Source organism: Streptomyces sp. Root1310 (assembly GCF_001426425.1).
In the GTDB taxonomy this organism is placed as follows: domain Bacteria; phylum Actinomycetota; class Actinomycetes; order Streptomycetales; family Streptomycetaceae; genus Streptomyces.
The window spans coordinates 1,074,777-1,100,826 of sequence record NZ_LMEQ01000012.1 but is presented as its reverse complement, the minus strand read 5'-3'; the positions used below and the strand labels follow the sequence as shown (position 1 = coordinate 1,100,826).

24 protein-coding genes and 1 pseudogene are annotated in these 26,050 nt (G+C 71.3%); 10 read left to right on the top strand and 15 right to left on the bottom strand.

Features of this window, described 5'->3' with window-relative positions:
• Positions 1 to 107 precede the first annotated feature (107 nt).
• The 3 genes from pta to pyk all read left to right on the top strand — a co-directional run bounded on the left by pta (position 108) and on the right by pyk (position 4,926).
• The gene (pta, locus tag ASD48_RS23005) at positions 108 to 2,198 is read left to right on the top strand and encodes a phosphate acetyltransferase (protein ID WP_057603495.1); all 2,091 of its coding nucleotides are present in this window, start codon (positions 108 to 110) and stop codon (positions 2,196 to 2,198) included.
• Positions 2,195 to 3,406, top strand: a complete 1,212-nt coding sequence (locus ASD48_RS23000) for an acetate kinase (RefSeq protein WP_057603494.1) — start codon at positions 2,195 to 2,197, stop codon at positions 3,404 to 3,406. Before pta ends, ASD48_RS23000 begins: the two co-directional genes overlap by 4 nt.
• A gap of 89 nt (positions 3,407 to 3,495) precedes the next feature.
• The gene (gene pyk / locus ASD48_RS22995; RefSeq protein ID WP_057603493.1) at positions 3,496 to 4,926 is read left to right on the top strand and encodes a pyruvate kinase; all 1,431 of its coding nucleotides are present in this window, start codon (positions 3,496 to 3,498) and stop codon (positions 4,924 to 4,926) included.
• 124 nt (positions 4,927 to 5,050) lie between these two features.
• Here pyk and ASD48_RS22990 read toward each other — a convergent pair whose 3' ends face one another.
• The 4 genes from ASD48_RS22990 to ASD48_RS22975 all read right to left on the bottom strand — a co-directional run bounded on the left by ASD48_RS22990 (position 5,051) and on the right by ASD48_RS22975 (position 9,432).
• On the bottom strand, positions 5,051 to 6,433 hold the full coding sequence (locus ASD48_RS22990; RefSeq protein WP_057603492.1) for a hypothetical protein: 1,383 nt from the start codon (positions 6,431 to 6,433) through the stop codon (positions 5,051 to 5,053).
• Entirely contained in the window at positions 6,423 to 7,061 is a 639-nt protein-coding gene (locus ASD48_RS22985; protein WP_057603491.1) for a DUF6114 domain-containing protein, read from the bottom strand. The genes ASD48_RS22990 and ASD48_RS22985 overlap by 11 nt, the downstream gene beginning before the upstream one ends.
• A gap of 118 nt (positions 7,062 to 7,179) precedes the next feature.
• Complete coding sequence (locus ASD48_RS22980; RefSeq protein WP_057603490.1) at positions 7,180 to 7,812, bottom strand: DUF6230 family protein; 633 nt, start codon at positions 7,810 to 7,812, stop codon at positions 7,180 to 7,182.
• 645 nt (positions 7,813 to 8,457) lie between these two features.
• A complete protein-coding gene (locus ASD48_RS22975) occupies positions 8,458 to 9,432 on the bottom strand; it encodes a tetratricopeptide repeat protein (RefSeq protein WP_057603489.1) in 975 nt (324 codons plus the stop codon).
• 239 nt (positions 9,433 to 9,671) lie between these two features.
• Here ASD48_RS22975 and ASD48_RS22970 point away from each other — a divergent pair, with 239 nt between their 5' ends.
• A complete protein-coding gene (locus tag ASD48_RS22970; RefSeq protein ID WP_057603488.1) occupies positions 9,672 to 10,322 on the top strand; it encodes a TetR/AcrR family transcriptional regulator in 651 nt (216 codons plus the stop codon).
• Between the two features lie 42 nt (positions 10,323 to 10,364).
• On the opposite strand, the gene ASD48_RS22965 is transcribed toward ASD48_RS22970, so the two are convergent.
• The 4 genes and pseudogenes from ASD48_RS22965 to ASD48_RS22950 all read right to left on the bottom strand — a co-directional run bounded on the left by ASD48_RS22965 (position 10,365) and on the right by ASD48_RS22950 (position 14,393).
• A complete protein-coding gene (locus ASD48_RS22965) occupies positions 10,365 to 12,065 on the bottom strand; it encodes a methylmalonyl-CoA mutase family protein (protein ID WP_057603487.1) in 1,701 nt (566 codons plus the stop codon).
• 129 nt (positions 12,066 to 12,194) lie between these two features.
• Positions 12,195 to 12,533 (bottom strand): DUF3817 domain-containing protein, encoded by a 339-nt coding sequence (locus ASD48_RS22960; protein WP_057603486.1) that lies wholly within the window; start codon positions 12,531 to 12,533, stop codon positions 12,195 to 12,197.
• Between the two features lie 103 nt (positions 12,534 to 12,636).
• A complete protein-coding gene (locus ASD48_RS22955; protein WP_057603485.1) occupies positions 12,637 to 13,146 on the bottom strand; it encodes a MarR family transcriptional regulator in 510 nt (169 codons plus the stop codon).
• An 11-nt stretch (positions 13,147 to 13,157) separates the two neighbouring features.
• Positions 13,158 to 14,393, bottom strand: a pseudogene (locus ASD48_RS22950) (MFS transporter).
• A 160-nt stretch (positions 14,394 to 14,553) separates the two neighbouring features.
• Here ASD48_RS22950 and ASD48_RS22945 point away from each other — a divergent pair.
• Complete coding sequence (locus ASD48_RS22945) at positions 14,554 to 15,540, top strand: DUF5937 family protein (RefSeq protein WP_057603484.1); 987 nt, start codon at positions 14,554 to 14,556, stop codon at positions 15,538 to 15,540.
• On the opposite strand, the gene ASD48_RS42210 is transcribed toward ASD48_RS22945, so the two are convergent.
• From ASD48_RS42210 to ASD48_RS22930, 3 genes are all read right to left on the bottom strand, one after another.
• A complete protein-coding gene (locus ASD48_RS42210; protein WP_079073911.1) occupies positions 15,534 to 16,556 on the bottom strand; it encodes a matrixin family metalloprotease in 1,023 nt (340 codons plus the stop codon). The genes ASD48_RS22945 and ASD48_RS42210 overlap by 7 nt on opposite strands.
• A gap of 146 nt (positions 16,557 to 16,702) precedes the next feature.
• Positions 16,703 to 17,005, bottom strand: a complete 303-nt coding sequence (locus ASD48_RS22935) for an MTH1187 family thiamine-binding protein (protein WP_057603483.1) — start codon at positions 17,003 to 17,005, stop codon at positions 16,703 to 16,705.
• Positions 17,002 to 17,346 carry a DUF3817 domain-containing protein gene (locus ASD48_RS22930; protein ID WP_057603482.1) on the bottom strand — a complete coding sequence of 115 codons (345 nt, stop codon included), beginning with the start codon at positions 17,344 to 17,346 and terminating at the stop codon, positions 17,002 to 17,004. Before ASD48_RS22930 ends, ASD48_RS22935 begins: the two co-directional genes overlap by 4 nt.
• A 172-nt stretch (positions 17,347 to 17,518) precedes the next feature.
• On the opposite strand from ASD48_RS22930, the gene ASD48_RS22925 reads away from it, so the two are divergent.
• From ASD48_RS22925 to ASD48_RS22910, 4 genes are all read left to right on the top strand, one after another.
• Positions 17,519 to 18,151 (top strand): AIM24 family protein, encoded by a 633-nt coding sequence (locus ASD48_RS22925; RefSeq protein ID WP_057603591.1) that lies wholly within the window; start codon positions 17,519 to 17,521, stop codon positions 18,149 to 18,151.
• Between the two features lies 1 nt (position 18,152).
• Positions 18,153 to 18,803 (top strand): AIM24 family protein, encoded by a 651-nt coding sequence (locus tag ASD48_RS22920; protein ID WP_054239883.1) that lies wholly within the window; start codon positions 18,153 to 18,155, stop codon positions 18,801 to 18,803.
• A 2-nt stretch (positions 18,804 to 18,805) separates the two neighbouring features.
• Entirely contained in the window at positions 18,806 to 19,612 is an 807-nt protein-coding gene (locus tag ASD48_RS22915) for an AIM24 family protein (protein WP_107104370.1), read from the top strand.
• A gap of 92 nt (positions 19,613 to 19,704) precedes the next feature.
• Positions 19,705 to 20,181: a MarR family transcriptional regulator gene (locus ASD48_RS22910; protein WP_057603480.1), complete on the top strand. Its 477-nt coding sequence runs from the start codon at positions 19,705 to 19,707 to the stop codon at positions 20,179 to 20,181.
• An 89-nt stretch (positions 20,182 to 20,270) separates the two neighbouring features.
• Here the strand turns inward: ASD48_RS22910 and ASD48_RS22905 are convergent, their stop codons facing one another.
• Together ASD48_RS22905 and ASD48_RS22900 are read right to left on the bottom strand one after the other, a co-directional pair.
• Positions 20,271 to 21,809, bottom strand: coding sequence for a HAMP domain-containing sensor histidine kinase (locus ASD48_RS22905; protein ID WP_057603479.1), 1,539 nt, complete (start codon positions 21,807 to 21,809; stop codon positions 20,271 to 20,273).
• Entirely contained in the window at positions 21,806 to 22,495 is a 690-nt protein-coding gene (locus ASD48_RS22900; RefSeq protein ID WP_057603478.1) for a response regulator transcription factor, read from the bottom strand. Before ASD48_RS22900 ends, ASD48_RS22905 begins: the two co-directional genes overlap by 4 nt.
• A 130-nt stretch (positions 22,496 to 22,625) precedes the next feature.
• Here ASD48_RS22900 and ASD48_RS22895 point away from each other — a divergent pair, with 130 nt between their 5' ends.
• Positions 22,626 to 23,300, top strand: a complete 675-nt coding sequence (locus ASD48_RS22895) for a PepSY domain-containing protein (RefSeq protein ID WP_057603477.1) — start codon at positions 22,626 to 22,628, stop codon at positions 23,298 to 23,300.
• Positions 23,301 to 23,335: 35 nt separating this feature from the next.
• Here ASD48_RS22895 and ASD48_RS22890 read toward each other — a convergent pair whose 3' ends face one another.
• Both ASD48_RS22890 and meaB read right to left on the bottom strand, forming a co-directional pair.
• The gene (locus ASD48_RS22890) at positions 23,336 to 24,562 is read right to left on the bottom strand and encodes an MFS transporter (protein ID WP_057603476.1); all 1,227 of its coding nucleotides are present in this window, start codon (positions 24,560 to 24,562) and stop codon (positions 23,336 to 23,338) included.
• Between the two features lie 484 nt (positions 24,563 to 25,046).
• The gene (gene meaB / locus ASD48_RS22885) at positions 25,047 to 26,003 is read right to left on the bottom strand and encodes a methylmalonyl Co-A mutase-associated GTPase MeaB (RefSeq protein WP_057603475.1); all 957 of its coding nucleotides are present in this window, start codon (positions 26,001 to 26,003) and stop codon (positions 25,047 to 25,049) included.
• Between the last annotated feature and the right edge of the window lie 47 nt (positions 26,004 to 26,050).

The window sequence follows — 26,050 nt, the reverse complement described above, 5'->3', positions numbered from 1 at the left end:
GCGCCTTAACTACGGCCAGAGGTATTGTCAAGAGGGATCTGCTCACCTAGGTGGGCGATTTTTGTGCCCCGTTCACTCAGGCCCCTGCACAGAGACGGAGAGCTCGCGTGACCCGCAGCGTGTACGTGACCGGAATCGATCGCGGCGACGGCCGTCAGGTCGTCGAGCTGGGAGTCATGGAGCTCCTGACCCGGCAGGTCGACCGGGTCGGCGTGTTCCGTCCCCTCGTCCACGACGGGCCCGACCGGCTCTTCGAGCTGCTGCGTGCGCGCTACCGGCTGGCGCAGGATCCGGCCACCGTCTACGGCATGGACTACCACGAGGCGTCCGCCCTCCAGGCGGAACAGGGGACGGACGAACTGGTCTCCACCCTCGTCGAGCGGTTCCACCGCGTCGCCCGCGACTACGACGTCGTCCTCGTCCTGGGGACGGACTACGCCGACACCCAGTTCCCGGACGAACTCGCCCTCAACGCGCGCCTCGCGAACGAGTTCGGCGCGTCCGTGATCCCGGTCGTCGGCGGCCGCAAGCAGACCGTGGAGTCCGTGTTCGCCGAGACCCGCAACGCCTGCCGGGCGTACGAGGCGCTCGGCTGCGACGTCCTCGCCATGGTGACCAACCGGGTGGCCCCGGAAGACCGGGAGGAGATCGCCGCCCGGCTCGCGACCCGGCTGCCCGTGCCCTGTTACGTGCTGCCCGACGAGCCCGCGCTCTCCGCGCCGACCGTCGCGCAGATCAGCCAAGCGCTGGGCGCGAGGGTGCTGCTCGGCGACGACTCCGGGCTGGCCCGTGACGCGCTCGACTTCGTCTTCGGCGGGGCCATGCTGCCGAACTTCCTCAACGCGCTGACCCCGGGCTGCCTGGTCGTCACCCCGGGAGACCGCGCCGACCTGGTCATCGGCTCGCTGGCCGCGCACAGCGCCGGCACCCCGCCGATCGCCGGACTGCTGCTCACCCTCGACGAGGTGCCCAGTGCCGAGATCCTCACCCTCGCCGCCCGCCTCGCCCCCGGCACGCCCGTCGTCTCGGTTCCCGGCAACAGCTTTCCCACGGCCGAGCAGCTGTTCTCCCTCGAGGGCAAGCTGAACGCGGCCACCCCGCGCAAGGCCGAGACCGCGCTGGGGCTGTTCGAGCGGTATGTGGACACGGTCGATCTGCTCAGCCGCGTCTCCGCGCCGAGCACCGACCGCGTCACCCCGATGATGTTCGAGCACAAGCTCCTGGAGCAGGCCCGCGTCGACAAGCGCCGGGTCGTCCTGCCGGAGGGGACCGAGGAGCGCGTGCTGCACGCGGCCGAGGTGCTGCTGCGCCGGGGTGTCTGCGACCTGACGCTCCTCGGGCCGGTCGACCAGATCCGCAAGAAGGCAGCCGACCTCGGCATCGACCTCGGCGACTGCTCGCTGATCGACCCGGCCACCTCCGAGCTGCGCGACACCTTCGCCGAGAAGTACGCCAGGTTGCGGGCCCACAAGGGTGTCACGGTGGAGCTGGCGTACGACGTCGTCTCGGACGTGAACTACTTCGGCACGCTCATGGTCCAGGAAGGCCTCGCCGACGGCATGGTCTCCGGGTCGGTGCACTCCACGGCCGCCACCATCCGGCCCGCCTTCGAGATCATCAAGACGAAGCCGGACGCCGACATCGTCTCGTCCGTCTTCTTCATGTGCCTGGCCGACAAGGTCCTCGTGTACGGCGACTGCGCCGTGAACCCCGACCCGGACGCCGAGCAGCTCGCCGACATCGCCATCCAGGCGGCCGCGACCGCCGCCCAGTTCGGTGTGGAGCCGCGGATCGCGATGCTGTCGTACTCCACCGGTACGTCCGGCTCGGGCGCCGACGTCGACAAGGTGCGGGAGGCGACGAAGCTCGTCCGCGAGCGGCGCCCCGACCTGAGGATCGAGGGGCCGATCCAGTACGACGCCGCCGTGGAGCCGACGGTCGCCGCGACCAAGCTGCCGGGCTCCGAAGTCGCGGGCCAGGCAAGCGTGTTGATCTTCCCCGACCTGAACACCGGCAACAACACCTACAAGGCCGTGCAGCGTTCGGCCGGCGCGATCGCGGTCGGACCGGTGCTCCAGGGTCTGCGCAAGCCGGTCAACGACCTGTCCCGGGGCGCCCTGGTCCAGGACATCGTCAACACCGTCGCCATCACGGCGATCCAGGCCCAGACCCCGAGCGAGAAGGCTTCCCAGCAGTGACTGCCACCCGTGTCCTCGTCCTCAACTCCGGCTCCTCGTCGGTGAAGTACCAACTGCTCGACATGCGGGACAGCGGCCGGCTGGCGAGCGGGCTCGTCGAGCGGATCGGTGAGCAGTCCTCCCGGCTCAGGCACACGCCCCTCGCGACCGGCGGCGGGAGCCGTGAGTGGACCGGGCCGATCGCCGACCACGACGCCGCGCTGAAGGCCGTGGCGGAGGAGCTCGCGAAGGACGGACTGGGCCTCGACTCCCCCGAACTCGCCGCCATCGGGCACCGGGTCGTGCACGGCGGCAAGCACTTCACCGAGCCGACCGTGATCGACGACGCCGTCCTCGCCGAGATCGAGCGGCTGATCCCGGTCGCCCCGCTGCACAACCCGGCCAACCTCACCGGCATCCGCACCGCGACGGCGCTGCGCCCCGACCTGCCCCAGGTCGCCGTCTTCGACACCGCGTTCCACACCACGATGCCGGAGGCGGCGGCCCGCTACGCGATCGATGTCGAGACCGCGGACGCGCACCGGGTGCGGCGGTACGGCTTCCACGGGACCTCGCACGCGTACGTCTCCCGGGCGACGGCGAAGCTGCTGGGCAAGGCACCCGAAGAGGTGAACGTCATCGTGCTGCATCTGGGCAACGGCGCGTCCGCCTCGGCCGTCGAGAAGGGCCGGTGCGTGGACACCTCGATGGGGCTGACGCCCTTGGAGGGGCTCGTGATGGGTACGCGCTCCGGGGACACCGATCCGGCCGTCATCTTCCATTTGGCGCGTGTTGGTGAAATGTCCATCGACGAAATCGACACTCTTCTCAACAAGAAGAGCGGGCTGATCGGGCTGTGCGGTGACAACGACATGCGGGAGATCCGGCGCCGGATCGACGAGGGTGACGAGCGGGCGAAGCTCGCGTTCGACATCTACATTCACCGGCTGAAGAAGTACATCGGCGCCTATTACGCCGTACTCGGGCACGTGGACGCGGTCGCGTTCACCGCCGGGGTCGGGGAGAACGCGGCGCCGGTGCGGGAGGCGGCCGTGGCGGGCCTGGGTTCCCTGGGCCTGGCGGTGGACGACGAGCTGAACGCGGTACGCGGTGACGAGCCGCGGCTGATCTCGCCCGCCGGCGCGCGGGTGGCGGTCGCCGTGGTCCCGACGGACGAGGAACTGGAGATCGCCACACAGACCTACGCACTGGTGAAAACGACAAACTGAGCAGGAAAGCAACTGAGCACAACCCCTCTCATTTGTATCTTCCACCAGACGGAATATTCCGTAGCGAAACAAACCGATAGGATCGCCCCATGCGCCGTTCGAAAATCGTCTGTACTCTCGGCCCCGCGGTCGACTCCCACGAAATGCTCGTGTCGCTGATCGAAGCCGGCATGAACGTGGCCCGCTTCAACTTCAGCCACGGCTCGCACGCCGAGCACCAGGGCCGCTACGACCGGGTCCGGGCCGCCGCCAAGGAGACCGGCCGGGCCATCGGTGTCCTCGCCGACCTCCAGGGCCCGAAGATCCGTCTCGAGACCTTCGCCGAGGGTCCCGTCGAGCTGGTGCGCGGTGACGAGTTCACCATCACCACCGAGGACGTCCCCGGCGACAAGACGATCTGCGGCACGACGTACAAGGGCCTGCCGGGCGACGTCTCCCGCGGCGACCAGATCCTCATCAACGACGGCAACGTCGAGCTGAAGGTCCTGGACGTCGAGGGCGCCCGGGTGAAGACGATCGTCATCGAGGGCGGCGTCATCTCCGACCACAAGGGCATCAACCTGCCCGGCACGGCCGTCAACGTGCCCGCGCTGAGCGAGAAGGACATCGACGACCTGCGGTTCGCGCTGCGGATGGGCGCCGACCTGGTCGCGCTGTCCTTCGTGCGGGACGCCAAGGACGTGGCCGACGTCCACCGGGTGATGGACGAGGAGGGCCGCCGGGTCCCCGTCATCGCCAAGGTGGAGAAGCCGCAGGCCGTGGAGAACATGGAGGACGTCGTCGCGGCGTTCGACGCCGTCATGGTGGCCCGTGGCGACCTGGCCGTCGAGTACCCGCTCGAGAAGGTCCCCATGGTGCAGAAGCGCCTCATCGAGCTGTGCCGGCGCAACGCCAAGCCGGTGATCGTGGCGACCCAGATGATGGAGTCGATGATCACCAACTCCCGTCCGACCCGCGCCGAGGCCTCCGACGTGGCCAACGCGATCCTGGACGGCGCGGACGCGGTCATGCTGTCCGCCGAGTCGAGCGTGGGCGCGTACCCGATCGAGACCGTGAAGACGATGTCGAAGATCGTCACCGCGGCCGAGCAGGAGCTGCTCAGCAAGGGTCTCCAGCCGCTCGTTCCGGGCAAGAAGCCGCGCACGCAGGGTGGTTCGATCGCGCGCGCCGCGTGCGAGATCTCCGACTTCCTCGGCGGCCGGGGCCTGGTGGCGTTCACCCAGTCCGGCGACACCGCCCGCCGGCTGTCGCGCTACCGCGCCTCCCAGCCGATCATCGCCTTCACCACCGACGAGGGCACCCGCAACCAGCTGGCGCTCAGCTGGGGCGTCGAGTCGCACATCGTGCCGTTCGTGAACAGCACCGACGAAATGGTCGACATGGTCGACCAGCAGATCGCCAAGATCAACCGCTTCAGCCCCGGCGAGATCGTCATCATCACCGCCGGCTCGCCCCCCGGCGTGCCCGGCACCACCAACATGCTCCGGGTCCACCACCTCGGTGGCGGCTCCCGCGACTGAGCGGGGTGACCCCGGCCGCCCCGGGCGGTCCAGTACGGCGCTGAGGGCGCCCCCTGTGAAAGGGGGCGCCCTCAGCGTTTGTTGCGGCTCCCGGACGGGTCTGGGGACGATCGGCCGGTACCGCTCAGCCGGTCGTGTACTGGTGCAGACCGGGGACGGTCAGCGTGCCGCCGAGCTGGCCCGCCTGCTGGACCTTCACGTTGGTGAAGTAGATCAGCGGGATGTTCAGCGGCGGCGGGCTCTTCGGGCTGAACGTGACGGGTATCAGGCCGAACAGGTTGCCGGAGATGCTCTCCGTGTACATGATCGTGTCGCCGTCACGGATGGTGGACGTCGTGCCCTTGCCCGCCTGCACGTGGTACGTCTTGCCGGACTGCTTGTCGTCCACCGTCTGGTGCAGGTCGCCGATGTCGGTGCCGTCGGAGATGACGTACTTCAGCACCTCCTTGACCGTGCCGTTGGCGGTCTTCACCTTGACGATGCCCTGGTAGTCGGCGCCCTTGAGGAGCAGCGAACTGGCGTTCAGGTACCAGGGGTCGTCGGGCAGCCTGATCTTGTTGTCGATGCCGCCCTCGTCGTCCGTGGCGGCGGGACAGTCCTCGGCGTCCGTGCCGGCGCTCTCCGAGGGACTCGGCGAGGCCGTGGCGTCCCCGGCGGCCTCCTCGGTGTCCTTCGCGGTCTCCTCGGCCTCGCCGGCGGCGTCCTTGACGGTGTCCTTCACCGTGTCGGTGACGGCGTCGGTGGTGTCCTTGGAGGTGTCGGACGCGTCCTTGCCGGAGTCGGAGGAGCCGGAGCTGTCCGAGGAACCGGAGGAACCCGAGCCGGAGTCCGACGACGAGCCGCCGGTGGACGCCGACTCCGAAGCCGACGGGGACGGGGACGGGCTCGAACCGGCCGTCGCGGCGGAGTCGTTGCCGTCGAAGAGGTCCGTGATGGCGTCGCCGATGGTCTCCAGGACGTTCTTGTCCGTCGCGGAGGCCGAGGGGCTCGCCGTCGCGGTGTCACCGGACGTCGACGACTTGTCGGGCGCGGCGGCCGCCGAGGACGCGGCCGGAGCGGGCTCGGCCGTGTCGTCGGAACCTGAATCCGACGAACCGGAGTCACCCGTGTCGCCCGAACCGCTCGACGTGTCCTTCGAGTCGTCCTTCGAGTCGTCCTTGGAATCGTCCTTGGAGTCGTCGGCCGATTCGCTCGCGCTCGCCGAGGCGGACGGCGACGGGGAGGCCGACGCGGAGGCGTCCGCGCCTTCCAGGGCCGCCACACAGTCCTTGTACTCGTCGATCGTGAGGCTCTTGGACGCCGGCTGGTCTTCGGCGTTGGCGAGGGTCGGCGTGAACCCCATGCCCATGAGGACCGCCGTCGGCATGGCCGCCAGGGCTATCGCCTTGCCGGCCGGCATGTGGAACCTGGTGAAGATCGGCTTCTTGGGTGCCGCGTGCCGCGGCCCGGTGGTTCTCACGCGGGCAGCGTCCACATCGCTCCCGGTGGAAACCTCGTCAGCCGGCACTGTGCCTCCCGTTCGCCCCGTTGGCCGGGCTCGTTCCTGACAGATCGTGCAGATCGTGCGGCTCGCCCGCCTCGTGGTCGTCCTTCGTGAAGGACGGCTTCTCGATGGGGGCCGGGCCCGTGCTGTACGGGTTCTCGGTGAGGTCGCCCGCGTCGGCGGGAGGTGCGGGGAACGCGCCCTCGGGGGCGCCTCCGGCGGTCGCGCCGGCTTCGGGGGCCGGAGCCTGGGCGGGCGGCGTGCCCGGTACCCAGGACACGGCCATCGCCCCGCCGATCAGCGCGAACAGGAAGCCGATGAGGAAGCCGCCCAGGTTCGACACCGGGATGGAGACCAGACCGAGCAGGATCGCCGCGACTCCCGCGAAGACCTGTACGTGCTTCTGGAACCACAGACTGATGCCCAGAACGCCCAGCAGCACGCCGATGATCAGCGACCCCGCGCCCGCGGTGGTGGCCATCGCCAGCGTCAGGTGGCCCACCTGGAGGTGCGCGTAAGGGAAGTAGGCGATGGGGAAGCCGGCGAGGAGGACGAACAAGCCCGCCCAGAACGGCCTGGTGCCCCGCCAGGCGCGGAACTGCTGCCTCCGGCGGGTGAACTGACCGGGGGCGACAGGGGTCTCGGCGCTCATGGAAAACAGCTCCCTGGTGCGGCGTTTCTGTGGTGGTGAGTCGAAGTGCTGGTGAAGCCCCGGGCTTCAGACTGGACGGGCGGGGGCGCCACCGGCCCCCCCGCCCGTCAGAGAGTGCTTAGTAGCACTCCTTGACACCCGTCGACAGCGACATCTTCAGGCCGCTGAGCTTGAAGGTTCCGGCGGTGGTGGCCCACGCCGTCTGCTTCACGTCGGTCAGCGTGGCGGAGTCCGCCTGCTGGGCGAACCCGTACGGGTTCGCCGTGTCACCGCTCTTGAGGCCCGGACCCTTGTTGGCGTCCTTCGCGGCCACACCGATGTCGATGCCCTTGAACACGGCGTCCGCGCTCAGGTCCTCGACGTCGATGTACAGGTTCTCTGCCTCGACCGGCTTACCGCCGCCGCCCGCCTTCAGCGTGAGGCTGACGGAACCGAGCAGCGGGATGTTCGGGGTGACCACGGACTGGCACATGTTCGTGATCGAGGCGCTCTTGAACGCCGAGACGGCGACGGCGTGAGCCGTCTTCTTGCCGTCGAGGGTGTAACCCGAGTCGATCGCGCCGTACTGCGAGAAGCCCGTGCCTTCGAGCTTGTCGGCCGTCACCTTGAACGACTGACCGGACACGCTGAACGACGCGGCCAGTGCACCCTGCGCGAGGGCGACACCTATACATGCCGTAGCGGCGACGCTGGGCACCATGACCACAGCGAAGCGCTTCCATCTGGTCCCGCCACGCACCTGGGACTCCATATTTCCTCCTTCTCGGACGTACATCTCCTGATCCCGCTGGGCCCCCTCGGACGGCGGCTCAGCCGGGCAGGGATGGGAGAAGTGCTACGTCCTCGGGAAGGGGAGCGCCTGTTTCGGAGGCGCGAACCGCGCACCGATCACCGGCGATCACCCCCGAGCGACAACCACTGGTCGCGCCTGACACGCATCACGCACAACCTTGCTGGACAGGCTTCACCGCGGCGAAGACCCCCCTGTCCGAGAGCCGACTCCACTGCCGTCGGCTCTGCTCGGTGGGGACCCAGGAAAACCCGTTGACCCAACCGGCTGTCGGGGTACGGGATTGGACCGAGCGTGGCCGATCGTGGTGCATTCTCGCCGCCCGCACAAGGGGGTTCGTTACTCGCTAGTAACGGCCGGATAACCGAACAACGACCCATAGGTCTCGACCGGCAACACAGGGTGTCATGAACGCCCGGGACAAAACTGTTGATCGCTGGACAGAATCCGACAGAACAACGCCCAAGTCTTACTTGCAGTAACAGCGGCCGCGATTACCAAGATTTGGTAAAGCGCGGCCGCTGGGGAACCACATCGACGGAACTTTCACCCCGGCACCACGGCCTCTGACGTTTAGTGACTGGTCAGAACCCGGCGCCCGCCGGATCAGAACAGGGCGCGCGCCAGCGCTCGCCGGGCCGCCGCCACCCGGGGGTCGTCAGGACCTACCACCTCGAACAGTTCGAGCAGGCGCAGCCGTACGGCGTCCCGGTCGTCACCGGCCGTGCGCCGCACGGTGTCGATGAGCCGTCCGAACGCGTCCTCGACATGACCGCCCACCAGATCCAGGTCGGCCGCGGCGATCTGCGCCTCGGCGTTCTCGGGCTTGTCGGCGGCGTCCTTGCGCACCTGCTGCGGGTCCATGCCGCCCACCCGCTGGAGCAACTCGGCCTGCGCGAGCCCGAGCTTGGCCTCGCTGTTGGCCGGGTCGTCGGCGAGCACGTTGCGGTACGCCTGTACGGCACCGCCGAAGTCACCGGCGTCCAGCGCCTGTACGGCGGCTTCGAGCAGCGCGTCGTACGGCCCGACGGGCTCGGTCTCGACCGCCTCCTCGGCGCCCGGCCCGGCGTCGGCGTCGACGGTCAGGCCGGTGAGCCCGAACCGCTGCTCGGCGACCTGCACCAACTGGTCGAGGGTCTGCCGGATCTGCGCTTCGCCGGCGGCACCCTGGAAGAGCGGCAGCGCCTGCCCGGCGACGACCGCGAAGACGGCCGGGATGCCCTGCACCCCGAACTGCTGCATCAGCATCTGGTTGGCGTCGACGTCGACCTTGGCGAGCAGGAAGCGGCCGTTGTACTCGACGGCGAGCCGCTCGAGGACGGGGCTCAGCTGCTTGCAGGGCTGGCACCACTCGGCCCAGAAGTCGATGACGACGGGCACCTCGGCGGACCGCTGAAGGACCTCCCGCTCGAAGCCCGCCTCATCGACGTCGATGACGAGATCGGCCGGGGAGACGGCCCCCGCGCCGCCCTGCCGGGCCGTTTCGGCGCGCGTCTGCTCCGCCTTCGCCTTGGCCTCCTGGGCCGCCTTCACCGCGGCGAGGTCGACGACTCCGCTCATGGACATGTTCCGTGGCTGCATGCGTCTATCCTCCCCCGTCCGCGCGCCTGCGTGAAAAGCGTTCCGAATACGTCCCGAACATCCCGAACACGAGCGCCGGGGTCCCCACCCCGCACCCTGCCGGACCTGCGGCCCGCGCACGTCCCGCGCGAGCTTTCGCTACGAGTCGTAGCGTAATGGCACCGAGTGCCTGCGCAACACCCCGCCTCGGTGATCTCCCTCACCTGAGCCCATGACAAACCGCCGGTTATGGTCGGGGAATGCAGATCCGCACCCCCGCCTGTCGTACGGGCCGTCCGCGCAGCGCCGCGGCCGACACGGCGATCCTGGCCGCGACCAGGGAGGCGCTGGTCGAGCTGGGCTGGTCCAAGCTGACGCTGGGGGATGTGGCGACGCGCGCCGGGGTCGCCAAGACGACGCTCTACCGCCGCTGGGCCGGCAAGAACGAACTGGTCGTCGACGCGGTCGCGGAACTCTTCGGTGAACTCGAACTCCCCGACCGGGGCAGCCTCGCCGCCGACATCGAGGGTGTGGTCCTGCAGTTCGCGGCGATCCTGGCCCGGCCGGAGGCCAAGAGCGGCCTGATGGCGGCCGTCGCCGAGTCCACCCGCGACGACGCCCTGCGCGAGCGCATCCGCGCCTCCATCGTCGACCCGCAGAAGGACCTGGTGCTGGAGGGCCGCGCCCGCGCCCAGGCACGCGGCGAACTCCCGCCGCAGACCGACCCGGCCGAGGCGGCCCGCACGGTCGACCTCATCTTCGACGTCGTGGCGGGCGCGGTGGTCCACCGCACCCTGGTCAGCGCGGAACCCGCGGACGAGGAGTGGGTACGCAGCTTCACCCGGGTCCTGCTGCTGGGCCTGACCGCGTCCACCGAGGCGTCCGGAGACCTCCCCGGCGAACACGTCTGAGGGCGGGGGCCGCCCGCCCCCGCCCGCGCCTGCCGGCGCCGTCTAGAACCCCGCGGGCTCGGTGTACACCCCCCACTCGTCCCGCAGCACGTCACAGATCTCGCCCAGCGTCGCCTCGGCCCGCACCGCGTCCAGCATCGGCCCGATCATGTTGGAGCCGTCCCGAGCCGCACTCAGCATGGCGGTGAGCGCGGCCCGCACGGCCGTGTCGTCCCGGGCGGCCTTGCGCGCGCCCAGCGTCCGCACCTGCTCCCGCTCCACCTCGTGGCTGACCCGCAGGATCTCCAGGTCCCCGGTCACCGACCCGGTGTGCGCGTTGACGCCGACGACCCGCTTCTCGCCCTTCTCCACGGACTGTTGGTACCGGAAGGCCGACTCGGCGATCTCGCCGGTGAACCAGCCGTCCTCGATCCCGCGCAGGATCCCGGAGGTGATCGGCCCGATCGGGTGCCGCCCGTCGGGGTGGGCCCGCAGCCCCCGCTCCCTGATCTGCTCGAAGATCTTCTCGGCGTCGGCCTCGATCCGGTCCGTCAGTTGCTCGACGTACCAGGAACCGCCCAGCGGGTCGGCGACGTTGGCGACGCCGGTCTCCTCCATCAGCACCTGCTGGGTGCGCAGCGCGATCTCCGCCGCCTGCTCGCTCGGCAGCGCGAGGGTCTCGTCCAGGGCGTTCGTGTGCAGCGAGTTGGTCCCGCCGAGCACCGCCGCGAGGGCCTCCACGGCCGTACGCACCACGTTGTTGTACGGCTGCTGGGCGGTGAGCGAGACCCCGGCGGTCTGGGTGTGGAAGCGCAGCCACTGCGCCTTGTCGGACTTCGCCCCGTAGACGTCCCGCATCCAGCGCGCCCAGATCCTGCGCGCCGCGCGGAACTTGGCGATCTCCTCGAAGAAGTCGACGTGCGCGTCGAAGAAGAACGACAGCCCGGGCGAGAACACGTCCACGTCGAGACCGCGGCTGAGCCCCAGCTCCACGTACCCGAAGCCGTCCGCCAGCGTGTAGGCCAGCTCCTGCGCGGCCGTCGCGCCGGCCTCGCGGATGTGGTAGCCGGAGACGGACAGCGGCTTGTAGGCGGGGATGCCGGCCGCGCAGTACTCCATCAGGTCGCCGATGAGCCGCAGATGCGGCTCGGGCTGGAAGAGCCACTCCTTCTGGGCGATGTACTCCTTGAAGATGTCCGTCTGGAGTGTGCCGTTGAGGAGGCCCGGGTCGACGCCCTGCCGTTCGGCGGCGACGAGGTACATGCAGAAGACGGGGACGGCCGGCCCGCTGATCGTCATGGAGGTCGTGACGTCACCCAGCGGGATGTCCTTGAACAGGACCTCCATGTCGGCGGCCGAGTCGATGGCGACCCCGCAGTGCCCGACCTCGCCCAGCGCGTGCCGGTCGTCGGAGTCGCGGCCCATCAGCGTGGGCATGTCGAAGGCCACGGACAGACCCCCGCCGCCGTTGGCCAGGATCATCTTGTAGCGCTCGTTGGTCTGCTCGGCGTTGCCGAACCCGGCGAACTGCCGGATGGTCCACGTACGCCCCCGGTAGCCGGTCGGGTACAGGCCGCGCGTGAAGGGGTACTCCCCGGGCCAGCCGATCCGGTCGAACCCCTCGTAGGTGTCGCCGGGCCGGGGCCCGTACGCCGGCTCCACGGGGTCCCCGGAGAGCGTGGTGAAGTCGGCCTCACGCTTGCGCGAAGCGTCGTACCGGGCCTGCCAGCGACGGCGGCCCTCCTCGATGGCGTCAGCGTCCATGACTCAAATTTACTAGGACGTCCAAGTAAATGTCGATGGCTGCCGGCAGGACATCCCGGTGACTGTGCGTGTCCGCCGCCGCGCACGCGCGCGTGCGGCGCGGGTACGGCGGCGGAATCCTCGTCGGATCTAGGCCTTGGCGGCCACGGGAGCCTCGTCGGCGATCCGGCCCTCCAGCTCGCGGCTGATCCTGCGCTCCACGAAGAAGGCGGCCGTCGGGACGGTCCCGGCGAGCAGCACCCACAGCTGCTTGCCCACCGGCCACTTCGCCTTGGAGCCCAGGTCGAAGGCGAAGACGAGGTAGAGGACGTAGAGCCAGCCGTGCGCGATGGCGACGACGCGGGTGAAGTCCGCGGCCCCGTCGACGTCCAGGCCGTACTTGGCGATCATGCCCAGGCACAGCAGGACCAGCAGCACACCGGTGACATAGGCCAGGACGCGGTAGCGGGTCAGCACGCTCTTCTTCATGCCGACGAGCGTAACGACCCGTTCCGGGAGATCTTGCCCCGGGTCACCCCTGCCGGATGGGGGTCACCCCTGCCGGATCGGGGTGACCCTGCCGGATCGGGGGTCACTCCTCCTCGAAGTCCTGCGCGGCGACCCGCAGCGGCCGGAGCATCGCGAAGATCTCCCCGCACTCCTCCGCGTCGTACACGCCGAGACCGAAGTCCATCGCCATCAGGTCGCGGGTGGCCTCCTCGACGACCTCCCGGCCCTTGTCGGTGATGACGGCGAGGGTGCCGCGGCCGTCGTTGGGGTTGGGACGCCGGGCTACCAGGCCCGACTTCACCAGCCGGTCGACGGTGTTCGTCACCGAGGTGGGGTGCACCTGGAGGCGCTCGCCGATCTTCGACATGGTCAGCTCGCCCTCCTTGGAGAAGGTGAGCAGCACCAGCGCCTCGAAGCGGGCGAACGTCAGGCCGTACGGCTTGACCACGGCGTCCACCTCGGCGAGCAGGATCTGGTGCGCGCGCATGATCGAGGTGATCGCGGCCATGGACGGTGTGTTGCCCCAGCGCTGCTTCCAGAGCTCGTCGGCGCGCGCGATCGGATCGAAGGGGAGACTGGGCGGTTTCGGCACGCCTCCAGACCTTACCGGCCGGTCATATCGTGGTCAGCCCCGTCTCGGCCCTCGGTCCGCCGGACCTCCAGGGCCGCCAGTACACAGCAGACCGTCCCCAGCGCACCCGCCCCGGTCACCGCGGCCGCCACGCCCACCAGCTCCGCGGCCACCCCGGCGAGAGCCATGCCGACCCCCTGGAACGTCATGAGCCCGGCGGTGAGCAGTGTCATGGCCCGCCCGCGCAGTTCCTCGGGCACGTCCCGGACGATCCACTGGTCGAGGCCGAGGGTGTACGCCGACCCGGCTCCCGAGACCACCAGCAGGAGCAGCGCGACGGCGAGGCCGGGATGGAGGGCGTAGCCGAGATAGGGCAGCAGGGTCACACAGACGAGCGGCAGCGCGACGCGCTCACGGGTGACCGGGCGCAGCCGGGAGCCCGCGTACAGCTCACCGGCGATGGCGCCGACCGGCAGCGCGCACATCAGCAGGCCGAGGCCGGTGGGGCCGGCGCCGATCCCGTCGGCGTAGGGCGCGGACAACGCCTCCGGGGCGACCGTGAAGGCCGGCGGCACTCAGAAGAGCAGCAGCAGCGCCCGTACGCGCCGGTCGGCGAGGATCTGCCGGGCCCCCTTGAGGGAGTCCGTGACCAGGGCTCCGCCGGTCCCGGCCCGGGCGGGACGGCGGCGGGTGCCGAGCCGCAGCAGCGCGGCGGAGGCGAGGAAGGTGCCGACGGTGACGAGCAGGGCCTGGCGCGGGGAGGCGACGGTGAGCAGCAGCCCGCCGAGTCCGAAGCCCGCGAGCAGCGCGCTCTGCGCGGTGATGCGCAGCAGGGAGCGGCCGAGGACGAACAGGTCGCCGTCGCCGAGGATGTCCGCGAGGGTGGCCATCCGGGTGCCCGCGAAGACCGGCGAGACCACCGCGAGGCAGCAGCGCAGGGCGAGCAGCACGGCGAGGGGCGCGCCCGGCGCCGTCATCGGCACCACGCACACCGCGCACACCAGGTCGCAGCCCACGAGGACCCGCCGGGCCGGGAAGCGGTCGGCGACCCCGGCGAGCAGGGTGCCGCCGACGGCGTAGGGCAGGAAGCCGAGGGCCCAGGCCAGGGCGCTCATCAGGGGTGAGCCGGTCAGCTCGTAGACGAGGACGGACAGCGCGATCTCGGCGACGATCACGCCGAGCAGGGACAGCAGATGGGCGGCGAAGACGGCCCGGAACTCACGTACGGCGAAGACGCGCAGATATCCGGCGGCCGGCGTCCCGGTCATGGGTGTCGCCGGTGCGGCCGGTGCGGCCGGTGCGGCCGGTGCAGCGGCTGGCTTCTCGGGCGTCGCGGGCGTCGTGACTTCTGACATGGCAGCAGCGTGCTCGGCGGGGTGCGCAGGCCCTAGAGTTTCGGTCACCGCCGAATGTTCGAGGGGTGAGGTCGTGCCGTCGTACCTGCACTTCGGGGAGGACGACTTCCTGCGCTGCCGCTTCGCCGTGTCCCCGCTGTGGGAGACGCAGGAGGCCGCGCGCACCCTCAAGCGGCCCGACCGGCACGGCTACCATGCGCCCTGGCTGCGCCGGATCCGTACCGCCGCCGAGACGCTCGACCTGACCGGGCTGTGGCTTCTGATGCCGCGCCGGGGCCACTCCCCCGACTGGCTGTGCCCGCCGCCGGTCGGGCCCGCGGCGGGGTTCGAGGAGGAGCTCGCCGCGGTCCGGGCCGCCGACCCCGAAGCCGCCCTCGCGGACACCGCCCGCTCGCTCGCGGACACCCCCGGCGCACTGGACTCGCCCCGGGCGCGGGCCTGGCTGGCGGATCCGGAGCGGATGATCCGGGAGCTGACCGGCGTGCTGGAGGAGATCTGGCACACCCTGCTCGCACCGGACTGGCCCCGGCTGCGCGCCCTGCTGGAGGCGGATGTCGCCTTCCACTCCCGGCGGCTGGCCGAAGTGGGCCTGGGCGGGCTGCTGCCGGAGATCAACCGGCGGTGCGGGTGGCGGGCCGGGACACTGACCGTCGCCTCGAACGGCGAGCACGAGCGGCACCTGGGCGGGGCGGGGCTGGTGCTGATGCCGAGCGTGTTCTCGTGGCCGGACGTCGTGAGCGGCTTCGACCCTCCGTGGCAGCCGACGCTGGTGTACCCGGCGCGGGGCATCGGCGGCCTGTGGACCGACAACGCCGCCCGCTCCCCGCAGGCGCTCGTCCGGCTGCTGGGCCGCGGCCGGGCCGGCGTGCTCGGCGCGCTCGACGATCCGGCGACCACCTCCGCCCTCGCCCACCGGCTCGGCCTGGCCCCGTCCTCGGTCTCCGCGCATCTGACGGTGCTGCGCGACTCGGGGCTGCTGGTGTCCCGGCGCTACGGCCACCAGGTGCTGTACGAGCGGACGCCGCTGGGGATGGCGCTGGTGTCGGGCAGCGCTCAGTAGAGGCTGCGCAGGCCGAGGACGTCGCCCTTGCCGAGGGTGCGGGCGTCCGTGGAGCAGGCGAAGGAGTTCGCGTACATGGTGAGGTTCTCGTGTCCGGCGCCGGAGTGGCCGAGGCCGAAGACGTGCCCGGCCTCGTGTGTGGCGACGCTGCGGATGTCGTACGCGTGCGTGCAGGCGCCGGACGGGCGGTTCGTGAACGGGAAGTCATGGGTGTTGAAGCGGACGTCCGCCTCGAGCAGTTCCTCGGGGCCGCCGGGCACCGGACGGCTCCAGGAGCAGGTGGTCGCGACGGCCTCGCCGCCGATGTCGCCCGCGTCCCACACGCTCAGACCGTCCCGGCGGGTGCAGCGGGCCGCGCGGTCGATGCCGGCCTCGTTGCCGGTGGTGGCCAGGAACCTGGCCTTCGCCGTGACCGTGTCGTCGTAGCCGCAGTCGTTGCGGCTGGTGGTGATGGTGGCGATGGCGTCCTCGAAGGCCCGCCGGCCCTCGGCGTGGGACAGCCGGCCCGGCAGGGGTCCGTCGCCGATGAACCACTCGTAGGTGCCGTACTCCTTGCGGCCCGCGGTGGAGTAGGCGCCGTCGGCGCAGGGGGCGGGCGCGTCGGCGCGGGCCCTGGACACGGCCGCCGCGCGGGTCGCCTGACGGGTCGACTCGTGGGCCGCTTCGGGGACCGCTTCGTGGGCCGCTTCGTAGGCGTAGGAGACCGTTCCGTCGGCGGCGACCGTCAGGGTGAAGCCGTGTGCCGAGCCGTCCACCGTGAGCGCGTCGACGCTGACCGTCGTGCCGGGTTCGGGCACCGCCACCCCGGCGCCCTCGTGGGTGACCAGCCGGCCGACGGCGCGGCAGTCGAGGACGGACGAGCCGGCGGGCAGGTCGTCCACGGTCAGCACGCCGCGGGTGAGTGCGCACCCGGGCGGCCGGGGCACCTCCCCCACACAGACCACCGGCAGCGATGCCACCACCAGGAGCGCCGTGACCGCCCTGCCGACCAGACCCGGTCCGCGCCGCCCTGCCACCGCACACTCCCCTTCAATGCCACGCCACCGCGCGGAACTTGATCGGCCTCGGGAGACATTAGCCAGGCGGCACCGGCCGAAAACCCCATCCGATATCACCCGTTCGAGCGACTACTCGAACAGGCGTTCCGTCACTGTTCCGCCCGCTACGCCGAGCGCTCCCCCAGATGCCGTTCCACCGTCTCCACCTTGGAGGTCAGACCGTCCGTCACACCGGGGCGGATGTCCGCCTTCAGGACCAGGGAGACCCGGGGAGCCCGCGCCTCGACGGCGGCCACGGCGCGCCTGACGACGTCCATCACCTCGTCCCACTCGCCCTCGACGGAGGTGAACATGGCGTCGGTGCGGTTCGGGAGGCCGGACGCGCGGACGACCCGGACGGCGTCGGCGACGTAGTCACCGACGTCCTCGCCGACACCCAACGGCGTGACCGAGAACGCGACGATCATGCCTTCGCCACCGATTCCCGGCGGGCGCGGGAGGCGATGACCGCGTCCTCGGCCTCACGGCGCAGCCTGCGCTCGGCGAAGAAGCCGCCGGTCGGCAGGACCGACAGGACGAAGTAGAGGGCCGCGGTCTTCAGGGGCCACTTGGCGCGGTTCCAGGCGTCCGCCCAGAAGAGCACGTACAGGACGAACAGCACGCCGTGGACCATGCCCATCACGGGCACCGCGTTGAAGTCCGTGGTCCGCTTCAGCACCGAGCAGACCAGCAGCAGAAGGAAGGAAACCGCCTCGGGGGCGGAGACCAGGCGCAGGCGGCGGAGGGCGGAGGCTGTCTTCAGGTCCACGGGTCACCTTCGGGGGGGGAGGTACGGCGACGAACAGGTCGGTTTGTGAATGCACGCACAAGCGTTCGCCCATTGTGGCAAACGGTCCACCTAGGGGTGCGGTCAGGGTCGTTGTCCACCCCCGGGTGCTGTTCGACCCACCCGTCCGGCCGATACCTTTCGCAGCGTGGCGATGTTTCGACTTCAAGGCAGCAAAGTGCTCGCCGTCGACATGACCGGGGACGCCGTGAAGGCGAAGAACGGCTCGATGGTCGCGTACGACGGGCAGATGGCGTTCAAGAAGCTCAGCGGCGGCGGTGAGGGCATCCGGGGGATGGTCACCCGGCGGCTCACCGGCGAGCAGATGACCATGATGGAGGTGAGGGGGCAGGGCACCTGCTGGCTGGCCGACCGCGCCTCCGAGATCAATCTCGTGCGGCTCCAGGGCGACAAGCTCTACGTCGAGTCGAGCAACCTGCTCGCGACCGACGCCGGACTCAGGACCGGGACGAGTTTCACCGGCCTGCGCGGCGCGACCCAGGGCAACGGACTGTTCACCACGACCGTCGAGGGCACCGGCCAGGCGGCCATCACCTCGGACGGGCCGGCCGTGGTGCTGCGGGTCAGTCCGCAGTACCCCCTGACCGTCGACCCGGGCGCCTATGTCGCGCACCAGGGCAACGTCCGGCAGACCTTCCAGTCCGGTGTGACCTTCCGCACGTTCATGGGTGAGGGCGGCGGCGAGGCCTTCCAGATCCGGTTCGAGGGGGACGGCCTGGTGTACGTCCAGCCGAGCGAGCGCAACACGATCGCGGGGGATGTGTGAGATGACCTTCCGCGAGATCAACTCCAAGATGGTCGAGGCGACCGTCGTCCCCGGCCAGCGGCTCTTCAGTCAGCGTGGCGCCATGCTCGCCTACCGCGGCGAGGTGGCGTTCACCCCGAACGTCCAGGGCGGGCAGGGCGGGGTGATGTCCATGATCGGGCGGCGGCTCGCCAACGAGGACACCCCCCTGATGACCGTCGAAGGCAGTGGCACGGTCCTCTTCGGGCACGGCGGCCACCACGTCCAGGTCATCCGGCTCACCGGCGACACGCTGTACGTCGAGGCGGACCGGCTGCTCGCCTTCGAGGGCACCCTCCAGCAGGGCACGATGTTCCTGGGCTCCCAGGGCGGGGTCATGGGCATGGTCCGCGGCCAGGTCAGCGGGCAGGGCCTGTTCACCACCACCCTCAAGGGGCACGGGGCCGTCGCCGTGATGGCGCACGGCGGAGTCTTCGAGGTGCCGATCACCCCGCAGCGCCCGGTCCATGTCGACCCCCAGGCCTATGTCGCCCACCACGGCGACGTCCGCAACAAGCTGTCGACCGCGCTGGGCTGGCGGGACATGGTGGGCCGGGGCTCCGGCGAGGCGTTCCAGCTGGAGCTGAGCGGCAGCGGTGCGGTGTTCGTCCAGGCGTCGGAGGAGAAGCTGTGAGCATGTACGGGGCTCCGGGCGGCGGCCCGACGGTGCACGACCCGATGACCTTGCCGGTCGACGACAACGTGAACAGCTACACCTTCTGCGTGGAGCTCAAGGGGAGCCAGTGGTTCCTCCAGAAGGGGAAGATGATCGCCTACTACGGGTCGATCGACTTCAACGGCATCGGACATGGCCGTCTGGACCGTGTGGTGCGCACTTCGTTCCATTCGCCTCTGCACGCCAGCGACTGGGTCGTGGCGGAGGGCTCGGGCAAGATGCTCCTCGCCGACCGGGCCTTCGACGTGAATTCGTACGATCTGGACGACGGCAACCTGACCATTCGCTCGGGCAATCTGCTCGCTTTTCAGCCAACTCTGTCCCTCAAGCAGTCGATCGTGCCGGGATTTCTCACGCTGATCGGAACCGGCAAGTTCGTAGCGGCATCTAACGGTCCGGTGGTGTTCATGGAACCGCCCATCCGGGTCGATCCGCAGGCACTCGTCGGCTGGGCCGACTGCCCCTCTCCGTGCCATCACTACGACCACGGGTACATGACCGGCCTGATGGGCGGTCTACGTGCGATGACGGGCCTCGGAGGGGCCTCCGGGGAGGAGCACCAGTTCGAGTTCGTGGGGGCCGGGACGGTGCTGCTCCAGTCGACCGAGCTGCTCATGGCGGAGCAGGCGACGGGGGCGGTTCCGCACGAGCCGGGAGTGCCCGGCGGGGGCGGCGTGCCCGGTGGGCACGGCGGCCACGGCGCGCAAACCGGCGCACCGCGCCTTCCCGGACAGCTGGGAGACCTCCAGCGTCGCTTCGGGCTGTGAGCGGTAGTCTGCGGAGTGTGACATCGAACGCGTGCGCACCGTCACACCGCCCTCACTAGTTCGCCTTTCAACATTTTAGGTAGACTTCAATTATGGAGACCGAAACGGCCACGCGCTGGCTGACCGATGCGGAGCAGTGCGCCTGGCGCACCCACCTGGAGGTCAACAGGCTGTTGACGTACCAGCTCGAAAAGGATCTCCAACCGTTCGGCCTGACCATGAACGACTACGAGATCCTGGTGAATCTCTCCGAGTCGGAGGGCGTCCGGATGCGGATGAGCGACCTCGCGTCCGCCACCCTCCAGTCCAAGAGCCGCCTCTCGCACCAGATCACCCGCATGGAGAGCGCCAATCTGGTGCGCCGCGAGAACTGCGAGTCCGACCGCCGCGGCCTGTACGCGGTCCTGACCGAGCACGGCCTGGAGACGATGCAGAAGGTCGCTCCGCACCATGTGGAGTCCGTGCGGCGGCACTTCATCGACCTGCTCTCCCCCGACGCCACGGCGGAGCTGTCCAAGGCCCTGAAGCCCGTCGCGGAGCACCTCCGCGGGCATCGGGGACGCCCGTGAGGGATTCCCGCCGACCGATCGGTTCAGGCGATCGGTCCGGGTGATCGGTTCAGGTGATCGCTCCGGGTGATCGGTCCGGGTGATCAGGTTCAGGCGATCGGCAGGCGGAGCTCGAACAGGGCTCCGCCTGTCGGCGTCTCACCGACCGTGAGCGTGCCACCGTGCCGGACGGCCACATCGCGGGCGATCGCCAGCCCGAGTCCCGCCCCGCCGTCGTCCCGGCCGCGGGCCTCGTCGAGCCGTACGAACCGCTCGAAGATCCGCTCACGGTCCGCCTCGGGCACTCCGTCCCCGTCGTCGGCGACCTCGACGACGACCTGCCCGCCCGCCCTCCGCACGGTCACGGTGACGGCCGAACGGGCGTGCCGCTGCGCGTTGTCGAGCAGGTTGGCCAGCACCCGCCCCAACTGCCCCCGCGATCCGGCCACCTCCCCGGCCACCGCCCCGGGCGCCGGCTCCCCGGGCTCCACGCTCACCGTCACGTCCGGCCGCCCGGCCGCCTCCTCCCGGGCCAGCGCCGCCGGATCCACCCGCGCGCCGGACACCGGCCCCTCCCCCGCGTCCAGCCGGGCGAGCAGCAGCAGGTCGGCGGCCAGCCGCTGGAGCCGTACGGTGTCCTCGACCGCGCCCGGCACATCCAGCAGCCCGGGATGCGCGACACCCACTTCGAGCTGGGTGCGCAGCGAGGCGATGGGGCTGCGCAGCTCGTGCGAGGCGTCGGCGACGAACCGGCGCTGCCGCTCCACGGAGCTCTCCAGCGCGGCCAGCGTCTCGTTCGTCGTGCGGGCAAGCCGGGCGACCTCGTCGTGGGTGTCCGGCTCGGGCACCCGCCGGGTCAGATCCGCGGCGGCGGTGATCGCGGCCATCTCCCGCCGGATGCCCTCGACCGGGCGCAACGCCCGCCGGGTGACCAGCCAGGTCACTCCCGCGACCACGGCGAGCAGCAGGGGGAAGCCGATCAGCAGGACGGTGAGCGCGGTGCGTACGGCGCTCCGCTCGGCCGCCAGGGAGGCCCCCGCGTACACGGTGAGCAGGCCCTTCTCCGGGTCCCGCACGTCCACGGCGGCGAAGCGGTAGTCGGCCGTGTCGCCGTCGACGGTCGCGGAGCCGTCAGCGAAGCGGGTCTCGTCGCCGATCTCGCCGGGTTCGAGCGAGTCCTGGTCGGCGTCGTCGTCGAGTTCGCCGCTCGCGCCGTCCGCCCCGTGCCCCTCCCCCGCCGCCTCCCCCGCTTCCGCTCCCGCCTCCTCTCCCGGTTCCGCTCCCGCCTCCTCTCCCGGTCGCTCGGAGAGGTCGTCCCCGGTGTCCTCCCGCGCTCGCGGCACGCTCACGCCCGCGCCGCTGATCCGCTCCAGGTCCTCGGTGGCGGCGGCCTGCTCGCCGTTCGCGTCGACGACCTGGACCACCCGCTCGTCGTCGTCCAGCGAGGAGAGCCTGTCGTAGGGCGTCCCGAGGGCGAGTTGGGCGGCGACGGTCCGCGCGGAGCGCTCCGCCTGTCCGTCGGCCTGGCCGGTGAGGCTGGAGCGCAGCGACAGCAGCACGGCCGTCCCCGCCGCGAGGAGCGCCACCGCGACGACGAACGTGGCGCCGAGCGTCGCCCGGGCCCGCACGGACCCGAACCGGCGGGTCATCGCGCCGCCTCCGGCCGCTCCAGCCGGTAGCCGGCGCCACGCACCGTCCGGATGAGCCCGGCGCCCAGCTTGCGGCGCAGCGCGCTCACGTACACCTCGACGATGTTGGGGTCGCCGTCGTAGGCGAAGTCCCACACGTGGTCGAGGATCTCGGTCTTGGACACCACCTCGCCCGCCCGCACGACCAGCTGTTCCAGCACGGCGAACTCCTTGGCGGTCAGCGCGGCCTCGGCCTCCGCGGCGCCGTCCCGCAGGAACACCCGCCGGGCGGCGGTGTCGACCCGCAGATCTCCCAGGACGTGCACGGCCGGTGCCCCGGTGCCCTGTCCGCCCCGGCGCAGCAGCGCCTTCACCCGGGCGACCAGGACGACGTACGAGAACGGCTTGGTGAGGTAGTCGTCCGCGCCCGTGTCCAGGCCCTCCGCCTCGTCGTACTCGCCGTCCTTGGCGGTGAGCATGAGGATCGGGACGTCGTGGCCTGCGGCCCGCAGGGTGGAGCAGACCCGGTAGCCGTTCATGCCGGGCAGCATGATGTCGAGGATGACCAGGTCGTACGGCGACTCGCTCGCCCGGTGCAGCCCTTCGAGGCCGTCGTGGACGACGTCCACGGCGTAGCCCTCGGCGGTCAGGCCGCCGGCGAGCGACCGGGCCAGTCGCTTCTCGTCCTCCACGATCAACAGCCGCATGGCACCAGGGTCCCAAACCGAACCTGAAGCGATCTTCAGGCTGCTTCAGCCTGTCTTCAGCTCCGTTCGGGCAGCTTGGTCCCCGTCGAGGCCGAAGCAGGCCGAGAGCACACCGACCGGGAGGAACCCCATGCAGCGCAAGCTCGTCATCGCCGCCGTCGCCGCGTCCGTCGTGATCGGCGGAGGTACGGCGGTCGCCTTCGCGGACGACGACGCGCGGACCGGCGCGGCCGAGGTGCGGAGCGCCGGGCCGGTGGCCGCCGACCCGGCCGAGGGGAGCACGGCGAGCTCCTCGAAGGCCACCGCCGCCGAGGTGATCGCGGCCGCGCTGCGGCACACACCGGGCACCGCCGTCGGCGCCGACCGGGAGGACGACGGCGCCGACGCGGGCACCTGGCACGTGGACGTCGTCCAGGCCGACGGCGTCGAACAGACCGTCGCCGTCTCCCCGGACACCGGCGAGGTCCTCGGCGTCCACCGCGACACCGCGGACGCCGAGGACACCGCGGACGCCGAGGACACCGAGGACACCGAGGACGCCGAGGACGACGGTGACGACGGTGACGACGACGCCGCCGACGCCGCCGAGGACAGCGCCGACGCCCGCGGGGACCTCGCCGCGCTGAAGGGCGCGGACGTCGACGCCCGCGAGGCCGCGCTGGCCGTCGCCGCCAAGGGCGCGGTGACCGGCGTCGACCTCGACGACGACGACCGCGCCACGGTCTGGAGCGTGGACACCGCCCGGGCCGGCGAGTGGCAGGTGGACGTGCGCACGGGCAAGGTCACCCAGGAGCTCGACGACTGACCGGGCGCCCGTCCGGCCGACCGGCCCGACGGCCGTCAGGCGAGGGGCACGAGATCGCTCGTGCCCCTGCGGGCCCGGCCCGCGACGGCCGCCGCCGTCATCAGCACCACCGCCCCGGTCAGCGCGAAGCACACTGCCACCGGCAGCCGCCCGGCCAGCGCTCCGGCGACCGCCGTACCGGCCGTGCTGCCCGCGTTGACCGCCGTGTTGACCCAGGCCCCGGCCCGCACCCGGGCCTCCGGCGCGGCGATCTCGTCGGCGACGAGATACGCCGTGGTGATCGCCGGCGACACGAAGAACCCGGCGGCCGCGACGGCGACGGCCAGGGTGCCGAGCCCCGGCGCGAGTCCCGCACCGCACAACGTCAGCCCGAGCCCCGCCGTGAGCAGCGGCAGCCGCGCGCCGGTCGACGACCGCCAGGTGACGGCCCCGTTGAGCAGCCCGCCGACCGCGCTGCCGGCCGACAGCGCGGCCAGCACCCAAGCGGCGCTCGCCCCGCCGGTCCCGTGCCCGTGGCGTTCGGCGAACGCCACGACCAGCAGATCGACCACGCCGAGCGCGAGCCCCACGCCCGCGATGGCGACCACCGGCCGGCCGAGCCCGCGCAGACCGCCGCCGGCCCTCCGCACGGTGCTCTTCCCCGTCCCCGCCGCCCGCACGGCCGGCGACGACAGGAACCCGGCCGTGCCCCCGGCCATCAGGGCCGCCCCGACGACGATCCCCGCGGCCGGCGGTGCGAAGCCGACGAGCACGCCGACCAGCAACGGCCCGGTGACGAAGAGGAGCTCCTCGGCGACCCCGTCGAGGCTGTACGCGCGTTGCAGCAGGGCGCGGTCGGGGGTGAGCCTTCCCCACACCGCCCGCATGGTCGGCCCCAGCGGCGGCACGCAGGCGCCCGCGGCGGCGGCCAGGGCGCCCAGCACCGGAACCGGGGCCCCGGCCGGGCGCGCCAGGGCCAGGGTGAGCAGGCCGAGCACCGCGAGGTAGGCGGTGGTCATCGGGACGAGTGCCCGGCGTGGCCCGTGCCGGTCGATGAGGGCCGCCCGGGCGGGTGACAGGAAGACGGTGGTGGCTCCGAACAGGGCCATCACGGTGCCCGCCACCGCGTACGAGCCGGTGGAGCGGGTCACGGCGAGCATCAGGGACAGCGGGACGATCCCGTACGACAGCCGTCCGGTCAGGGCGGCGGCGAAGGTACGGCGGGCGTGCGGAACGCGCAGGACGACGGCATACGAAGGCCGCACGGCAGGCGAAGCGGACATGAGGAGTTCCTCGACTCATGGCAGGAGAAAAAGGGGACGCCTGATCGCCGCGAGCGGGGCGGCCGTACGCCGCTCACCGATCACGGGCCGAGGCGGGCCCTATGCCAAGAGAAGGAACATGAACGCGACCGTATCAGCGCGGCCCGGAGCCCGACGAGGGCTTTTGCGAGGAGCCGTCGGCTCGTCCCCACGTCCGGGGCGGGCCGGTGCCCCACCCGGGCCGTATCGCGACCACCAGGCCGCCCCACGTGACACACGCCAATGACCGCCACGGGCCGCCCCACGTGACACACGCCAGTGCCCACCGACAGACACACCCCACCCACCACGCGGCAGCCACACCCCCGAGCCGACAGCTGCCGCCCGGCCGCGCCTCGTGACGCACGACAGTGCCTGCCGACGGGCGCACGCGCCGACCTCCGCGCCGCGGCCTTCCCCCGGGCCGCCCCGGGCCGCCCCGCGGGCTTCCCGCGGGCTTCCCGCGTCAGCCGTGGGTCAGGCCCGCCACCAGTTCGTCCGCCGCCCGGTAGGGGTCGAGGTCGCCGGCGACGATGCGTTCGGCGAGCGTGCTCAGGCGGCGGTCGCCGTGCAGGTCGCCGATGCGTTCGCGCAGGGCCGTGACGGCGATCGTCTCGACCTCGCGGGCCGCACGGGAACGGCGCCGCTCGGTGAGGACACCGTGCTCCTCCATCCACGCGCGGTGCTTCTCCAGCGCCTCGACGACCTCGTCGATGCCCTCGGCGCGGGCGGCGACCGTCTTCACGATCGGCGGACGCCAGTCCCCGGGGCCGCGGGCCTCCCCGAGGCCGAGCATGTGGTTCAGCTCGCGGGCGGTGGCGTCGGCGCCGTCCCGGTCCGCCTTGTTGACGACGTAGACGTCGCCGATCTCCAGGATCCCGGCCTTGGCGGCCTGGATGCCGTCGCCCATGCCCGGGGCCAGCAGGACGACACTGGTGTCCGCCTGCGAGGCGATCTCGACCTCCGACTGGCCGACGCCGACCGTCTCGACCAGGATCACGTCGCAGCCGGCCGCGTCCAGCACCCGGATCGCCTGCGGGGCCGACCAGGCGAGGCCGCCCAGATGGCCGCGCGTGGCCATCGAACGGATGTACACGCCGGGGTCGGAGGCGTGCTCCGACATCCGGACGCGGTCACCGAGCAGGGCGCCGCCGGAGAACGGCGAGGACGGGTCGACGGCCAGCACCCCGACGCGCCTGCCCTGTTTGCGGTAGGCGGTGACCAGCGCGGACGTCGACGTGGACTTGCCCACGCCCGGCGAACCGGTCAAACCCACGACGTACGCGTTGCCCGTGAGCGGGGCCAGCGCCTCCATGACCTCCCTGAGCTGCGGGGACGCCCCCTCCACCAGGGAGATCAGCCGGGCCACGGCCCGCGGCCGGCCTTCCCTGGCCTGGGCGACCAGCGAGGAGACGTCCTGCATCACAGCTCCGTTCAGATCCGTTCGGGGTGAGACGTGGTGAGACGCGC

Coding starts and splice junctions, on each gene's coding strand:
- ASD48_RS22900 (WP_057603478.1), bottom strand. CDS start 22,495: ATGCGGCTGTTGATCGTGGAGGACGAGAAGCGACTGGCCCGGTCGCTC.
- ASD48_RS22920 (WP_054239883.1), top strand. CDS start 18,153: ATGACCTTCCGCGAGATCAACTCCAAGATGGTCGAGGCGACCGTCGTC.
- pyk (WP_057603493.1), top strand. CDS start 3,496: ATGCGCCGTTCGAAAATCGTCTGTACTCTCGGCCCCGCGGTCGACTCC.
- ASD48_RS22980 (WP_057603490.1), bottom strand. CDS start 7,812: ATGGAGTCCCAGGTGCGTGGCGGGACCAGATGGAAGCGCTTCGCTGTG.
- ASD48_RS22975 (WP_057603489.1), bottom strand. CDS start 9,432: ATGCAGCCACGGAACATGTCCATGAGCGGAGTCGTCGACCTCGCCGCG.
- meaB (WP_057603475.1), bottom strand. CDS start 26,003: ATGCAGGACGTCTCCTCGCTGGTCGCCCAGGCCAGGGAAGGCCGGCCG.
- ASD48_RS22890 (WP_057603476.1), bottom strand. CDS start 24,562: ATGTCCGCTTCGCCTGCCGTGCGGCCTTCGTATGCCGTCGTCCTGCGC.
- ASD48_RS22905 (WP_057603479.1), bottom strand. CDS start 21,809: ATGACCCGCCGGTTCGGGTCCGTGCGGGCCCGGGCGACGCTCGGCGCC.
- ASD48_RS22985 (WP_057603491.1), bottom strand. CDS start 7,061: ATGAGCGCCGAGACCCCTGTCGCCCCCGGTCAGTTCACCCGCCGGAGG.
- ASD48_RS22910 (WP_057603480.1), top strand. CDS start 19,705: ATGGAGACCGAAACGGCCACGCGCTGGCTGACCGATGCGGAGCAGTGC.
- ASD48_RS22960 (WP_057603486.1), bottom strand. CDS start 12,533: ATGAAGAAGAGCGTGCTGACCCGCTACCGCGTCCTGGCCTATGTCACC.
- ASD48_RS22970 (WP_057603488.1), top strand. CDS start 9,672: ATGCAGATCCGCACCCCCGCCTGTCGTACGGGCCGTCCGCGCAGCGCC.
- ASD48_RS22895 (WP_057603477.1), top strand. CDS start 22,626: ATGCAGCGCAAGCTCGTCATCGCCGCCGTCGCCGCGTCCGTCGTGATC.
- ASD48_RS22915 (WP_107104370.1), top strand. CDS start 18,806: ATGTACGGGGCTCCGGGCGGCGGCCCGACGGTGCACGACCCGATGACC.
- ASD48_RS22925 (WP_057603591.1), top strand. CDS start 17,519: ATGTTTCGACTTCAAGGCAGCAAAGTGCTCGCCGTCGACATGACCGGG.
- ASD48_RS22965 (WP_057603487.1), bottom strand. CDS start 12,065: ATGGACGCTGACGCCATCGAGGAGGGCCGCCGTCGCTGGCAGGCCCGG.
- ASD48_RS22935 (WP_057603483.1), bottom strand. CDS start 17,005: ATGATCGTCGCGTTCTCGGTCACGCCGTTGGGTGTCGGCGAGGACGTC.